Annotated in this window: 6 protein-coding genes; 4 read left to right on the top strand and 2 right to left on the bottom strand. The window is 67.2% G+C overall.

The features are described from left to right. The first annotated feature begins 3 nt into the window (after positions 1-3). Positions 4-852 carry a fumarylacetoacetate hydrolase family protein gene (locus tag ACYQ4T_RS01330; protein ID WP_459850139.1) on the top strand — a complete coding sequence of 283 codons (849 nt, stop codon included), beginning with the start codon at positions 4-6 and terminating at the stop codon, positions 850-852. Positions 853-1,022: 170 nt separating this feature from the next. Then, positions 1,023-1,655 carry a TetR/AcrR family transcriptional regulator gene (locus ACYQ4T_RS01325; protein WP_459850137.1) on the top strand — a complete coding sequence of 211 codons (633 nt, stop codon included), beginning with the start codon at positions 1,023-1,025 and terminating at the stop codon, positions 1,653-1,655. Here ACYQ4T_RS01325 and ACYQ4T_RS01320 read toward each other — a convergent pair. Then, complete coding sequence (locus ACYQ4T_RS01320; RefSeq protein ID WP_459852016.1) at positions 1,652-2,602, bottom strand: carbohydrate kinase family protein; 951 nt, start codon at positions 2,600-2,602, stop codon at positions 1,652-1,654. The genes ACYQ4T_RS01325 and ACYQ4T_RS01320 overlap by 4 nt on opposite strands. Before the next feature lie 171 nt (positions 2,603-2,773). On the opposite strand from ACYQ4T_RS01320, the gene ACYQ4T_RS01315 reads away from it, so the two are divergent. Then, positions 2,774-6,046 (top strand): adenylate/guanylate cyclase domain-containing protein, encoded by a 3,273-nt coding sequence (locus ACYQ4T_RS01315; protein ID WP_459850135.1) that lies wholly within the window; start codon positions 2,774-2,776, stop codon positions 6,044-6,046. A 98-nt stretch (positions 6,047-6,144) separates the two neighbouring features. Further along, a complete protein-coding gene (gene pgmG / locus ACYQ4T_RS01310) occupies positions 6,145-7,542 on the top strand; it encodes a phosphoglucomutase/phosphomannomutase PgmG (RefSeq protein WP_459850133.1) in 1,398 nt (465 codons plus the stop codon). Positions 7,543-7,693: 151 nt separating this feature from the next. Here pgmG and ACYQ4T_RS01305 read toward each other — a convergent pair whose 3' ends face one another. Further along, positions 7,694-14,623, bottom strand: a complete 6,930-nt coding sequence (locus tag ACYQ4T_RS01305) for a VCBS domain-containing protein (protein ID WP_459850132.1) — start codon at positions 14,621-14,623, stop codon at positions 7,694-7,696. Positions 14,624-14,732 lie beyond the last annotated feature (109 nt).

The raw sequence follows: 14,732 nt of genomic DNA, 5'->3' as shown, positions 1-14,732 counted from the left end.
CCTGTGAAACTGCTGCGCTATGGACCGAAGGGCAAGGAGAAGCCCGGCCTGCTCGATGCCAATGGCAAGATCCGCGATCTTTCCAAGCATGTGGACGACATCAGCGGCAAGACGCTGAGCCCCGCCGCGCTGAAGAAGCTGGCCAGGCTCGATCCCGCCAAGCTGCCGGCGGTGCGCGGCAACCCGCGGATCGGGCCCTGCGTCGGCTCGATCGGCAAGTTCCTCTGCATCGGCCTGAACTACGCCGATCATGCCGCGGAATCCGGCCTCACCGTGCCGCCGGAGCCGGTCTTGTTCATGAAGGCGATCAGCGCGGTCTGCGGCCCCAACGACAATGTCGAGATCCCGCGCAAGTCGAAGAAGACAGATTGGGAAGTCGAGCTCGGCGTGGTGATCGGCACCGAGGCGAAATACGTCTCCGAGAAGGACGCGATGAAGCATGTCGCGGGATTCTGCGTGATCAACGACGTCTCCGAGCGCGAGTTTCAGATCGAGCGCTCCGGCCAGTGGGACAAGGGCAAGGGCTGCGACACCTTCGGCCCGATCGGCCCCTGGCTGGTCACCCAGGACGAGGTGAAGGACTTCAACAATCTCGACATGTGGCTCGAGGTGAACGGCAAGCGCTACCAGAACGGCAGCACCAAGACGATGGTCTACAAGGTGCCATTCCTGGTCTCCTATCTCTCGCAGTTCATGAGCCTGCAGCCGGGCGACGTGATCTCGACCGGTACGCCGCCGGGCGTCGGCATGGGCCAGAAGCCGAACCCGATCTACCTCAAGGCCGGCCAGACCATGCGCCTTGGCATCAAGGGCCTCGGCGAGCAGCAGCAGAAGACCGTCGCCGCGAAGTAACCGACGGCGGCAACCGCACCCCCGCCCATTCCCGGGCGGGGGCACGATCCTAAAACTCAATATATATCAATGCCTTAATATGAGACGATTGCGTCGTCGCATTCGCGTGGCGCGGCGCCTTCGCCTCGGGTAACAGTTTGAGGCAAGGGGAACGCAGCAGGGGCGCCACCGTGACGGCGAAGAAGAAGGCAAAATCGGGTCGCGCCCCGGCAGGAACCAAGCCGCCGGCGGCGGCCGGCGAGTTGCGCGCCGATGCCCGCCGGAACCGCGACAAGCTGATCGAGGCCGCCGCCCCCGCCTTCGCCGAGCACGGCACCAAGGCCTCGCTGGAGGATATCGCGCGCCAGGCCGGGGTCGGCATCGGCACGCTCTATCGCCATTTCCCAACCCGCGAGCACCTAGTCGAAGTGGTCTACGGCCGCGAGGTCGAGCAGCTGATCGATGCCGCCGACGAATTGCAGAAGCGCGAGGCGCCGGACGTGGCGCTGGAACAGTGGATGTTGCGCTTCGTCGGCTATATCGCCGCCAAGCGCGGCATGTCCGACAGCCTGAAGGTGCTCTACGCCAGCAACTCGACCTTGTTCGCGCGGGTATCGGGCGCCGTGCCGCAGACCATGCAGCGGCTGGTCGACGCCGCCGCCGAGGCCGGGCTCATCCGCAAGGATATCCAGAGCTCCGACCTGCTCCAGGTCTTGTTCGGACTCTATAGCGCGCCGGACTCGCCGGACTGGCGCGAACGATCGCGTCGGCTGGTCGGGCTGTTGATGGACGGGCTGCGGACGGTGCCGAAGAAGCGGAATTAGGCCGGCCCCAGCGAGGCTTCCAGTTCGCGCTTGGTCGGCGGGTTGGCGCCGGCGCGGCTGCAGGTGATGGCGGCAGCGGCGACCGCCTGGTCGAGCAGGATCTTCAACACGCCGACATCAAGCTTGTTCAGGCCATCGCGCGTGAGCAGGCCGCGTTCGTTCAGCCCCGCCAGCAAGGCCGAATGGAAGCTGTCGCCGGCGCCGACGGTGTCGACCACGCCGATCTTGCGGCCGGGTACCGCGACCTTGGTTCCATCGAGCAGGGCCATGGCGCCGTCGGCGCCCAGGGTCATCACCACCAACTTTGGGCCGAGGTCGCGCCAGGCGGCGGCGGAGTCCTCGATGCTGCGGTCAGGATAGAGCCAGTCGAAATCGGCGCGGCTCACCTTCACGATGTCGCAAAGCGAGACCCAGGATTCCAGGCGTGCCCGCGCCGCGTCGCGATCCTTGATCAGGTTTGGCCGGACGTTGGGATCGATCGCCAGCACCCGGCGTTTCGACTCCCGTTTCAGCAAGGTCTCGAAGGTGGTGGCCGCCGGCTCCGCCAAGGTCGAGATCGCGCCGAGGCCGAGATGCAGGCAGGCCACCTCATCGCCGAGAGCGGCGGGCAGATCATGCTCAGTGATGCAGCGATCGGCGGCGCCGTTGGCGAAGAAGGCATATTGCGGCTCGCCCTCGGGTCGATGGCTGACGAAGGCCAGCATGCTGGGATCTGCGGCACGCTTCACATAGCGGGTATCCACGCCGTTGTCGCGCAGGGTCCGCAACAGGAGATCGCCGAAGAAATCGGTCGATATCCGGCTCAAGAATCCCGACGGGGCGCCGAGCCGCCCGAGGCCGATCGCGACGTTGAAGGGCGAGCCGCCCGGAAAGGGCCGATAGGCCGGTGCGCCCTCGTGCTCGATCGGCATGAAGTCGATCAGGGCTTCGCCGCATGAGACGATCATCACGATTCCTCGGTATTCGGCCTGTAACCTTTCGGGCGTCGGTCATAACAGGAAGTGAGCGCATTGACCACGCCCACCGCCCATGGTCCGATCGACCTCCCATGGGTTCTCCTGGGGAATGGCGGTGGGGCGCCGGTCGTTGATCGGTGAGGCCTTTTGGGGGGCGGCGACATGCTTTGTCCCGGGTGCAAGACCGAGAACCGCGCGGGCCGCCGTTTCTGTGCCGCCTGCGGTCAGCCCCTGCCTGCGCCCTGCCCCGCCTGCGGCTTCGAGAACGCGGCCGACGACCGGTTCTGCGGCGGCTGCGGCAAGCCGTTGGGCGCAGCCGCGGCGCCGGTGCCGGCGGCAGCGAAGCCCGAACCGGCTGCCGAAGCCCCGAAGGCCGACATGCCGGTGGGCGAGATCCGGCCGGTCACCATCATGTTCGTCGATATCTGCGGCTACACCAATCTCTCCGGGCGGCTCGATCCCGAGGATACGCACCGGCTGCTGGCGCAGTTCTTCGAGACCGTCGATGCGGTGGTGGTGCGGTTTGGCGGGCGGATCGACAAGCATATCGGCGATTCCGTCATGGCGCTGTTCGGAGCACCCGTCGCCCATGGCAACGATGCCGAACGCGCGGCCCTGGCGGCGCTGGCGATCCACGAGGCAATGCCGGCGATCTCGGCCAAGGTCGGGCAGGATCTCCAGGTGCATATCGGCGTCGCCACCGGCGAGGTGGTGGCGAGCGGCCTCGGCAGCGCGGCGCACAGCGCCTATACGGTGATCGGCGACGCGGTGAATCTGGCCGCGCGGCTGATGGACCGCGCCCAAGCCGGCGAGACCCTGGTCTCCGCCACCGTGCGCCAGGGCTCGGAGCATGCGATCGCCGCCGGCAGCCTGGAGATGACCTCGCTCGGGCCGCTCACCTACAAGGGCATCGCCAAGCCGGTCGAGACCTTCCGCCTGACCGCGAAAATGAAAGACACATCGGCGGCGAAGAGCGTATCCCGGCCGATGGTCGGGCGGCGCGCCGAGCTGGCACAGGCGAGTGCCCTCATCGATTCTGTCGCGACCACCAAGACCGGTGCCGCGATCGTGCTGCGCGGCGAGCCGGGCATCGGCAAGTCGCGGCTGTCGGAGGAATTGGTCAACCGCGCCTCGGCCCGCGGTTTCCGCGCGCTGAAGGCGCTGGTGCTGGATTTCGGCGCGTCGCGCGAGCGCAGCGTCGAACGCGTGCTCGCCGCAGGCCTTCTCGAAGCCGTCGCAGGAGATGACGGTGACGTCGAGCGAAGACTTGCCGAGACCGGACTCGACGTCTCCGCCCTGCTCTTTCTGCGCGATCTCCTCGACCTGCCCCAGCCGGAGGATCTGCATGCCACCTATGAGGCGATGAGCAACGCCAACCGGAACCGCGGCAAGAGCGAAGTGCTCGCGCGGCTCGCGACGCAGCTTGCCGAGGCACGGCCGCTCTACATCCTGATCGAGGACGTGCATTGGTCCGACCCGGTCGTGCGCGGCCATGTGACCGCCCTGGTCGAGGCGTCCGGCAGCGCGGCGCTGATGCTGGCGATGACGACACGGGTCGAAGGCGATCCGTTCGATGCGACCTTCCGCGCCGGATTGCGCCGCGGGCACCTGACCATCATCGATCTGTCGCCGCTGGGCGCCGCCGATGCCGAGAGCATGGCGCATGCGCTCCGCGTCGACTTCGACGATTTCGCGCGGCGCTGCATCGAGCGGGCCGAGGGCAATCCGCTGTTCCTGGAGCAACTGCTGCGCGGCGCCGCCGATCCCAAGCGGCTGCCGGAATCGCTGCAGTCGGTGGTGCTGGCGCGGTTGGACCAGCTGCCGCCCAAGGACCGGCAGGCTTTGCAGGCCGCCTCGATCCTCGGCCAGCGCTTCGAGATCGCGGACCTGGCCGGCCTGATCAACCAGCAGGGCTACGATCCCGGCGAATTGCTGCGCCGGCAATTGGTGCGGCCGGAAGGCAGCGGGCTGCTGTTCGCCCATGCCCTGATCCGCGACGGCGCCTATGCCTCGCTGACCCGCGAGCGGCGATCCGCCCTGCACCAGGCGGCGGCCGCCTTGTTCAAGGAGCGCGACGCGGCGCTCCATGCTGAGCATCTGGACCGGGCCGACGACCCGGCGGCGGCGCGCGCCTATCTTGCCGCGGCCGAGGCGGAGGCGGCAGCCTATCGCGTCGATCGCGCGCTGCGGCTGGCCGAGCGCGGACTGGAAATTGCAAAGACGGCGGACGATCGCGGCACCCTGGCGCCGGCGGTCGGGCGCTATGCGCTGGACATCGGCCTTGGCAAGGCGGCGCGCGCCGCCTTTGCCGTGCTGGCGGAATCCGAGACGCCGCATGCGCGCTGCCGCGGGCTGATCGGCCTCGCCGCCTCGGACCGGATGCTGGCGGCGATCCCGCAGGCGATGGAGAGCCTCGCCGCCGCCGAGCCGATCGCCGCCGGCCTGGACGACCCTGCCTTGCTTTCCGAGATCTGCTACCTGCGCGGCAACCTGCATTTCGCGCTGGGGGCTGCGGATGAATGCCTGGCCGAGCACAGCCGCGCGCTGGCCGCCGCCGAGCGCGCCGGGCTGCCGGAATGGAACGCCCGCGCCAGGAGCGGGCTCGGCGATGCCTATTACATGCAGGGCCGGTTCAAGAGCGCGTCCGAGCAGTTCATGCGCACGGTCGAGCTCGCGCGCGAGAACAACCTGCTGCGCATCGTCTGGCCGAACCAGGCGATGGCCGGCAACACTGCCTTCTACACCCTCGACTTCGAGAAGGCCTTTGCGCTGGTCGATGGCGCGCGGCAGGTCGCGATGGAAATCGGCGACCGCTTCGGCGAGATGTTCGCCACCGAATGCCGCGCGGTGGCCTTCGCACTGCTCGGACGCTGGGCCGAGCTGGAGCCGGTCGTCATCAAGGGCATCGAGATGGCGCGCGCGCTCGGCGCCAAGCGCTATGTGTCGATCCAGCTGCCGCTGCTCGCCCAGGTCCGGCATGCCCAGGGGCGGCATGACGAGGCCGAGGCGGCGGTGCGCGAGGCCATGGAGATCGCCGAGGAGACCGGGCCCGGCTTCTGCGGCGCGATCGTCTGCGGCATCGCCGCCTGCGTCGAGCGCGATCCAGAGCGGCAACGGGCGGCACTGGCGCGCGGCGAAGAGCTGCTGCGGCAGACCGGGCTTTCGCACAACCACATCTGGTTCCGCCTGTTCGCGATCGACTGGGGGCTGCTGCATCAGGACTGGGCCGAGGTCGAGCGCCAGATCGGCCGGCTCAACCAGTATACCGCGGCCGAGCCGCTGCCCTTCGTCGAGCTGCTGATCGAGCGGGCGCGCATCTATATGGAGCTCGGCCGGCAGCCGGACGACCGCGGCACCACGGAGAAGCTGCGGGCGCTCCTGGAGACCGCGCGGAATGCCGGCTTCGGACCCGGCTTCGACCTGGCGCCGGCCTGACCCGCCAACCGCCCCGACCTTCCGGAACTTCGCGGCTTCCCTGGCATTCCTGCTGGGATTCCACTAGATTTTTGCACCGCACCATTTCCGGAGAAAACATGATGCCGAAAGGCCACCCGTTCCACGCCTCGATCCTGCGCGAATACGACATCCGCGGCATTGTGGGCGAAACGCTCAGCGCCGCCGATGCCGAGGCGATCGGCAAGGCCTTCGCGACCATGACCGCGCGGAAGACGAGCAGGACCGCGCCGAAGATCGCGGTGGGCCGCGACGGCCGGATGAGCTCGCCGGAGCTGGAAGCGGCCCTGGTCGCCGGAATCAGGTCGACGGGCGCCAGCGCCGTCCGGGTCGGGGTCGGGCCGACGCCAATGCTCTATTACGCCGCCGCCGAGCTGCCGGTCGATGCCGGCATCATGGTCACGGGCTCGCACAATCCGCCGACCCATAACGGCTTCAAGATGGTGATCGCCGGGAAGCCGGTCTATGGCGAGATGATCAAGGACATCGGCAAGCTGGCGGCCGCGGGCGACTACGCCAGCGGCAGCGGCGGCGAGGAGAGCAACGACGTCCGCGAGGCCTATACCAGGAAGCTGGCCGCGGCGCTCGGCGGCACCGACGTCTCCAAGTTGAAGGTGGGCTGGGATGCCGGCAACGGCGCCGCCGGCGAGATCATGGCGCGGCTCGTGAAGATTCTGCCCGGCACCCACAAGATCCTGTTCGAGCAGATCGACGGCACCTTCCCCAACCACCATCCGGATCCGACCGAGCCCGAGAACCTGCACCACCTGCAGGAACTGGTGGCCAAGGAGAAGCTCGACATCGGCATCGCCTTCGACGGCGACGGCGACCGGATCGGCGCGATCGACGCCAAGGGCCGGATCATCTGGGGCGACCAGCTGCTGGCGATCCTGGGCCGCGACGTGCTCGCCAAGCATCCTGGCTCGACCATCATCGCCGACGTGAAGGCGAGCCAGGCGCTGTTCGACGAGATCGCCAAGATGGGCGGCAAGCCGCTGATGTGGAAGACCGGCCATTCGCTGATCAAGGTGAAGATGGCGGAGACCAAGTCGCCGCTCGCGGGCGAGATGAGCGGCCACATCTTCTTCGCCGACGAGTATTACGGCTTCGACGACGCGCTCTACGGCGCGGTGCGGCTCCTGCGTGCCGTGGCGCGGTCGGGCAAGTCGCTGACCGAGCTCCGTGACCAGTTGCCGACGCTGGTGAACACCCCGGAAATCCGCATCCCCTGCCCCGACGACAAGAAGTTCGCGATCGTCTCCGACCTCGCCGGCGAGCTCCGCAAGGAGGGCGCCGACTTCAACGACGTGGATGGGATCCGGATCAGCAAGGACGGCGGCTGGTGGCTGCTGCGTGCCTCCAACACCCAGGCGGTGCTGGTGGCGAGAGCGGAGGCCCCGGACGAGAAGGTGCTGGCCGGGCTGAAGAGCGACCTGAAGGCGCGGCTCCAGAAGCACGGCGTCGCCTTCGCGGGGTAGCCCGCCAGCAACACGTCATCCCCGGACTCGATCCGAGGATCTCGTGCCGCTTGAGGCAGATCCCCGGGTCAAGCCCGGGGATGACGAAATGGGAAAATGAAAAGGGCGCCTCCCGCGGGAGGCGCCCTTCTCGTTTCGCAGCCGGTCGCCGTTAGGTGGCGGTGGCGTTGAGGTTGTGATCGACGAACACGGTCACCTGGCTGGCGCCGACGCCGGCCTGGAACACGTCGTAGTGCACACCGTCATTCGCCGTCACGTCGGTGCCGATCTTGGTGAACCCGCCGGACAGAGCGACGGTGTCGCTGCCCTGGTCGCCGTGGATCACCAGGTTGTTGTTGGCATCGGTCATGTTGAGGACCGAGTTGTAGTCCAGCGTGACCGCGGTCGCACCGCCGCCGGTGAAGCTCAGCGCCTCGACATTCTCGATCCGGGCCGCCTGGGCCGAGCCGAAGCTGGCGAGACCGCTGAGGTCCACGTAGTCGCTGCCGGCGCCGCCGTCGATGCTGTGGGTGCCATCGAGCGTGTTGGTGCCGTCGAGGTCGGCGGTATCGACGTTCTTGAAGTAGTCGCTGCCGTCGCCGCCGTCCATCTTGTCGCTGCCGGCGCCGCCGATCATCGTGTCGGTATCGGCACCGCCCTGGAGATGGTCGTTGCCGGAGCCGCCGTCGAGCCAGTCGTTGCCGGTCTGACCCTGCAGATTGTCGTTGCCGGCGCCGCCCAGGATCTTGTCCAGGCCGGTGCCGCCGAGGACGGTGTCGTTGCCGGCGCCCGCCTCGATCCAGTCATTGCCGTTCTGGCCGTTGATGGTCGAGTTGTGGACGTCGTTCTCGTTGCCGCCGGAAGTCCAGTCCCGGATATGGTCGGCGTTGTTGGTGCCGGCCGGCGCGTTGTAGTTGCCGGTGCCGAACACGTTGGTCGTGGTCGCCACCGTCGGCTCGACCGGCATCGCGAACTGGGCCAGCGGCGCCAGCAGCTTCAGGGTCGCGCCGGCGGTGTCGCCGTCGTTGTCGATCAGCGTGAAGCCGATGTCGAGGTTCGACTGGGTCTTCGTAAAGTCCGGCGTGTAGGTGTACTTGCCGTCGTCGAAGTCGATCTTGAAGCTGCCGCCCGCCGTGGCGATCGTCAGCTCATGCGCGGCATTCGCGGCCACCGCCTGGGCGTAGGTGTAGGTCACGCCGTTGATGACGATGGTGGCGACGTGGCCGCCATCGGCGCCGAAGGCGCCGCCCAGCGAGCTGACGATGTCGCCGGCCTGCGGCGTCGGCAGTGTGGAGTTGATCACCGACGCCAGGTTGTTCAGGTCGGTGACGATGACCGCGTCGGTATTGACCGGCGGATTGACCGAGCCGTCATAGGCGATCGGATCGAGCGTCGACTTGACGGTGTCGGTGCCGAGGCCGATGGCATAGGACTTGATGTCGTTCTGATCGACGAAGTTCTGCCAGTTCGTGATCTCGCTCGAGGTGAGCGGGCCGGTGCTCTCGTCCGGCTCGTTCGGCTTACCGTCGGAGAAGAAGTAGGCGACGTTGGTGGCGCCGACGATCTTGCCGTCGGTGTTGTAGGCCTGCAGGCCTGCGGCGATGGCGTCGTGATAGTCGGTCGCCTGCTGCGGGCCGTTGGCCACGATCTGGTTCACCAGCACGATCGCGTCCGCGACGGTCATCCAGCCGCCCGGGTTCGGCACGTTGGCATCGGAGCTGAAGGTCGCAATCTGCACCATCGTCTGGCCCGACGCCGCATAGGCGTTGAGCAGGTTGATGATGCTCTGGCCTTCGAGCTGCAGCCGGGTGAGGCCGTTGACGCCCGAAGGATCGGCCATCGAGCCCGAGACATCCATGATCAGCAGGACGTTGTACTTGGCGTCCGTGCCGGTCATCGACTTCGCGCCGTTCACAGCCACCGCCACGTCATCGACGATGTTGACGCTGAGGGTGCCGCTGGCGGTGTCGCCGTCCTTGTCGGTCAGGCTGACGTTGAAGTCCTCATAGAGGCTGTTCTGGCCGTTGCCCGACTGATGGGTCTCGTTGTCGTTGAGCGTGTAGTTGTACGAGACCTTGCCCGTGTTGGCGTCGTAGTTGGTGATCGAGATGGTGTTGCCGAAGGCAGTGGTCCAGGAGGTCGCCGCGAAGGTGCCATTGGTGATCACGGCATGGCCGTCGACCGTGAGGTTCTGCACCCCGTCCGGCGCGTTGATGGTGAAGTCGCCGTCACCCTTGGTCGAACCCAGGCCGTCGCTGCCCGCGGATTCCCCCGCGCCGCGGCTGGCCAGGAGAGCACCCTCGTCAACCAGGGCGTCGCCGCCGTTGGCCTTCGGGGTCAGGTCGGTGATGTTGCACCCTTCGTCGTTGATCGTGACCTTCAGCGTGGTGACGCTGGGGTCGCCGTCGCCGTCGGTGAGGGTGTAGGTGAAGGTCTCGGTCGCCTTCAGCGGGTCGCCGTTGAAGCGGGTGTAGGTGTAGGTCCCGTCCGCATTCATGGTGAGCGTACCGTACTGACCGGTGACGGTCAGGCCGTTGTTCGCGGTGGTGTCGACCGAGCCGTTGAAGCCCTCGAGCTTGCTGACCGACGCGCCGTCCGCGCCCTTGGTGTCGGCCCCGACCGCGCCGGACGTGGTGCCGGCGCCGGTGATGACGTTGCCTTCCGCCTTGTTGGTGTCGTTGCTGACCAGATCGGTGTCCGGACGCGCGGTCGGCGTGTCATCGACGATCTTGATGATCAGGTCGTCGGTGGCGTTGTCGCCGTCCTTGTCGGTGATCGAGACCTTGAAGTTGTCGGTGGTCGCGTCGCCGCTGGTGTTGGTGGTCAGCGTGTAGGTGTAGCCGATGTTGCCGCCGCCCACCGAGGTGATGACGAGCGTGCCGTCGGCACCGACGATGGTCGCCCCCACGGTCACGGCTACCGGGCCGTCCTTGCCCTGGATGGTGATCGCGGCCGGGGCATCGCCCTCGGTGTAGGTGATCGTGCCGGAGACCTTCTCCGACTTGTCGCTGTCGTTGGCGGAGTTGCCGTCGGCGGTCTCGCCCGAACCTTGAGGCAGACCCTTCTCGTAGACCTTGGTCATGCCGTCGGAGTCCGGCGCATCGACGGTCGGCCGGTCGTCGCCGACGTTGATGGTCAGCGTCGCCGTGTCGGTATCGCCGTCGCCGTCCTTCAAGGTGTAAGTGAAGGTGTCGGTGACGCCGCCCGGCGAGCCCGCGTCGCGGGTGTAAGTATAGGTGCCGTCGGCATTCATGGTCAGCTTGCCGTACTGGCCCTGCACTTCCAGGCCGTTGCTGGCGTCGTTGTCCGCCGAGCCGTTGAAGCCGGTGACACCGGAGACCTTGGCGCCGTCGGCGCCCTGCACGTCCGCGCCCGCACCGCCCTTGCCGCCGGTCGTGCCCTCGCCGGTGATGACGTTGCCGTCGGTCGAGGTGCCGCCCGAGGCGATCGAGTCGGTGTCATTTTTCGCGTCCGGAACGTCATCGACGATGTTCACGCTGAGCGTGTCGCTCGCGCTGTCGCCGTCCTTGTCGGTGACGATGACCGAGAAGTCCTCATAGAGGCTGTTGTTGCCGGCGCCCGCCGCGTGCTGCTCGTTGTCCAGCAGCACATAATTGTAGGTGACCGTGCCGGTGTTGGCGTCGTAGCCCGTGATGTTGAGCTTGTTGCCGAGCGCGGTGTCGATCGTGATCGCCGAGAAGACGCCGTTGGTGATCACGGCCTTGCCGTCGACCATCAGGCTCTGCACGCCGTCCGGCGAGTTGATCGTGAAGGTGCCGTTGCCGGTGACCGGGCCGGACCCGTCGCTGCCGGCGGATTCGCCGGCGCCGCGGGCCGCGGACAGGCCGTCTTCCTCGACCTTGGTGTCGCCGCCGCTGGCCTTCGGGGTCAGATCGAGGATCTTGATGTCGCTGTCCTTGATCGTGACCACCAGGGTCGCAGGGTCGGTGTCGCCATCGCCGTCCTTCAGGGTGTAGGTGAAGGTGTCGGTCAGGGTGACGACCTTGCCGTCCTTGTCGAGCGTCGGGGCGTCGCTGTCGCGGGTGTAGGTGTAGCTGCCGTCGGCCTGCATGACCAGCTTGCCGTACTGGCCCTGCACGGTGAAGCCGCCACCGGCCGGGTCGGCATCGGTGGTCTGGCCGACCACCTGCGAGACGGACGCGCCGTCCGCACCCTTCACGTCCGCGCCGGCCGCGCCGGAGGTCGTGTTGGCGCCGGTGATCACGTTGCCGTCGGTGGACATGCCGGCACCGACGCTGTCGGTGTCGTTCTTCGCATCGGGCTGGTCATCGACGATCTTGATCACCAGGTCGTCGGTGTCGTTGTCGCCGTCCTTGTCGGTGATCGACAGCTTGAAGGTGTCGGTGGTGTTGTCGCCGCTGGTGTTGGTGGTCAGCGTGTAGGTGTAGTCGATCTTGCCGCCGCCCACCGAGTTGATGACCAGCGTGCCGTCGGCGCCGAGAATGGTCGCACCCGCGGCCACGGTCACGGCAACGCCGTTCTTGTCGGTGATGGTGATGGCCGCCGGGGCGTCGCCCTCGGTGTAGTTGATGGTGCCCTTGACGGTTTCCGAGGTGTCGCTGTTGTTGCCGGAATTGCCGTCGGCGAGCTCGCCCGAACCCAGCGGCAGGCCCTTTTCGTAGACCTTGGTCGCTCCGTCGGCGGTCGGCGCATCGATGGTCGGCTTGTCGTCGCCGACGTTGATGGTCAGCGTCGCTTGGGAGATGTCGCCGTCGGCGTCCTTCAAGGTGTAGGTGAAGGTATCGGTGACGCCGCCCGGCGAGCCGGCATTGCGGGTGTAGGTGTAGCTGCCGTCGGCGTTCAGGGTCAGCTTGCCGTACTGGCCGTCGACGTTGAGGCCGTTGCTGGCGTCGTTGTCGGCTGAGCCGTTGAAGCCGGTGACCGCCGAGACGGTCGCGCCGTCGGCGCCGAGCGTATCTGCGCCTGCACCGCCCTTGCCGCCGGTGGTGCCGTCGCCGGTGATCACGTTGCCGCTCTGGCTGGTCTCGCCGATGGCGAGCGTGTCGACGTCGTTGCGCGCCTGCGGCACGTCATCGACGATGACGATCTTGATGTCGCCGTTGCCCTTGTCGCCGTCCTTGTCGGTGACTTCGATCTTGAAGTCCTCGCCCGGGTTGACGTCGTTGCCCGGCTGGCTGTGGGTCGGGTCGTTGTCCGTCAGGGTGTAGGTGTAGTCGATCTCTTTGTTGGCATCGTCCCAGGTGACGGTGATGTCGCCATGCTTGCCGCTGATCGTGGTCGACGTGCCGTCGAGCTTGATCACGGTGCCGTCGATGGTGACGGTCTGGACGCCGTCCTTGGCGTCGACCTTCACCGAGCCCTTGGTGGTCTCGGTGTCGTCGGCCGACTTGGAGCCGTCGGGCAGGCCGGATTCGAAGACCGCGGTGCCGCTCTTGTTGAGATCGATCGGGTTGTCGCCACCGCCCGGCGGGGGCGGCGGGGTGACGATGACCGGGTTGTCGCGGATGTCGATGGTCAGGTTGGCGGTGGTCTTGTCGCCGTCGTCGTCGGTCAGCGTGTAGGTGAACTTGTCCTGCAGCGTGATCGTCTTGCCGTCCTTGTCGACGGTCGGGTCGCCATTGTCGCGGGTGTAGGTGTAGGTGCCGTCCGCGTTCATCACCAGCGTGCCGTACTCGCCCTTCACGGTGAGCTTGTCGCTGGCATCGGTGTCGGTGCCGTTCTTGCCGGCCAGGCCGGTGACGGTCGAGCCGTCGGCGCCGCCCAGGTCCGAAAGCTTGTTCGGATCGTCGTTGGTCGTGCCGAGGCCGGTCACCACGTTGCCGTCGGTGGTCAGGAAGTTGGCAACGCTGTCGGTGTCGTCGGCCGCGATCGGCGCGTCGTCCTTGTAGGTGACCGTGCTGGAGGCCGAACCGGTCTGGTCGGCGCTGGTGGTGACGTCGAAGACGACGTCGAGATGGGTCGCATCCTCGCCGCCGTTGCTGTCGCCCGCCAGGTCGTCCAGGCGGTTGACCAGGTAGTAGTCGACCGCGAAGTGCGTGGTGCCGTCATCGTTCTTGGTGCCGGTGTCCTGGACATGGACCACCAGGACCAGCGCGCCGTCGGTGCCGCCGGTGCCGTCGCCGCGGAAGCCGAAGATCGTGGTGCCGTCCGCCGACAGCACATAGACCAGCGGCACGCCGTTCGAGGTCAGGCCCTGGGCCACGAGGCCGCTCGGGTCGAGGGTGACGTCAACGGTCGAATCATTGTGCGGATCGACCACGACCTCGCCGGTCGTGTGCATGGCGGAGGCATCGAGCGGGTCGGTGCCGTCGAAGTCGCCAAAGTGGTTATCCCAAGCGGGGGCCTTGCCGTTGCCGTTGATGAACTCGTCGTAGGTCGGGCTGCTGCTGTAGTCGTTGATGGTGACGATCGGGTCGCGAAGGTGCGACTGGCTCAGGATGTCCTTTGGACCGCTGACCTTGATGTCCAGCGGCTGGCTCGGCTCGAGCAGGTCGCCGCGCTCGAGCCGGATGGCGTTGTCGATCAGCTTGTACTGCAGCGCGGTCGCGTCGAGCACGCCGACCGCATTCAAGCCGCCGAGGCCGGCACCGAGACCGAACTGGCTCAGCAGCGCGCCGGTGTTGTCGGCGCCCTGGGCGCCCGCGGCGTCGCCGCCGGCGGCGGTCTCGATGTCGAGGTTGGGGTCGGTGCTGGCCAGGACCACGGCGATGTCGATCACATCGCCCTGCGGGTCCTTCAGCGTGACGGTCGGGTTGCCCGAGGCATCCACGGTCTGCTGATAGCCCTCGAGCAGGACGGTGATGTCGCCGACCCGGATCGCGAGGTTGCCGTTGCCTTCCTTCGCGGCCAACGCGGCCTGGTCGTCGAAGGGCGCCGGCAGGATCACGGTCTCGCCGTTGGCGACCGCGACGCGGACCACCTTCTCGCCCTGCGGAATTTCCACCTGGACGGTGCCGTTGGGCACGGCCGGGATCGCCGCCGTCTTCTGCGGCTGCTGGGGCTGCTGCGCCGGCGCGTTGGCCTGGGCGAGCTGAACGGCATCGAACTCCGCGTGATCGCCCGCGACGTTCATGTCGGCGTCAGACGAGTTGGTCGGATGGTTGCTGGCGTCGTTGGCCATTTTTGACCCCTTTTGAGAAAACTTGGTGCCGCGGTACCCGAGCCCCGATCCTCATCCCAGCCCGGGCGCGACCTGTCCGAGAGAAGAACATATTGGCGGTAACCCTACA

It is taken from the genome of Dongia sp. agr-C8 (assembly GCF_054658695.1).
The sequence above is the reverse complement of the archived record's forward strand: the minus strand, read 5'-3'. Positions and strand labels throughout refer to the sequence as shown.

Excerpts from the sequence above, each read along its gene's own strand:
- ACYQ4T_RS01320 (WP_459852016.1), bottom strand. The coding sequence starts at position 2,602 with ATGATCGTCTCATGCGGCGAAGCCCTGATCGACTTCATGCCGATCGAG.
- ACYQ4T_RS01315 (WP_459850135.1), top strand. The coding sequence starts at position 2,774 with ATGCTTTGTCCCGGGTGCAAGACCGAGAACCGCGCGGGCCGCCGTTTC.
- pgmG (WP_459850133.1), top strand. The coding sequence starts at position 6,145 with ATGATGCCGAAAGGCCACCCGTTCCACGCCTCGATCCTGCGCGAATAC.
- ACYQ4T_RS01305 (WP_459850132.1), bottom strand. The coding sequence starts at position 14,623 with ATGGCCAACGACGCCAGCAACCATCCGACCAACTCGTCTGACGCCGAC.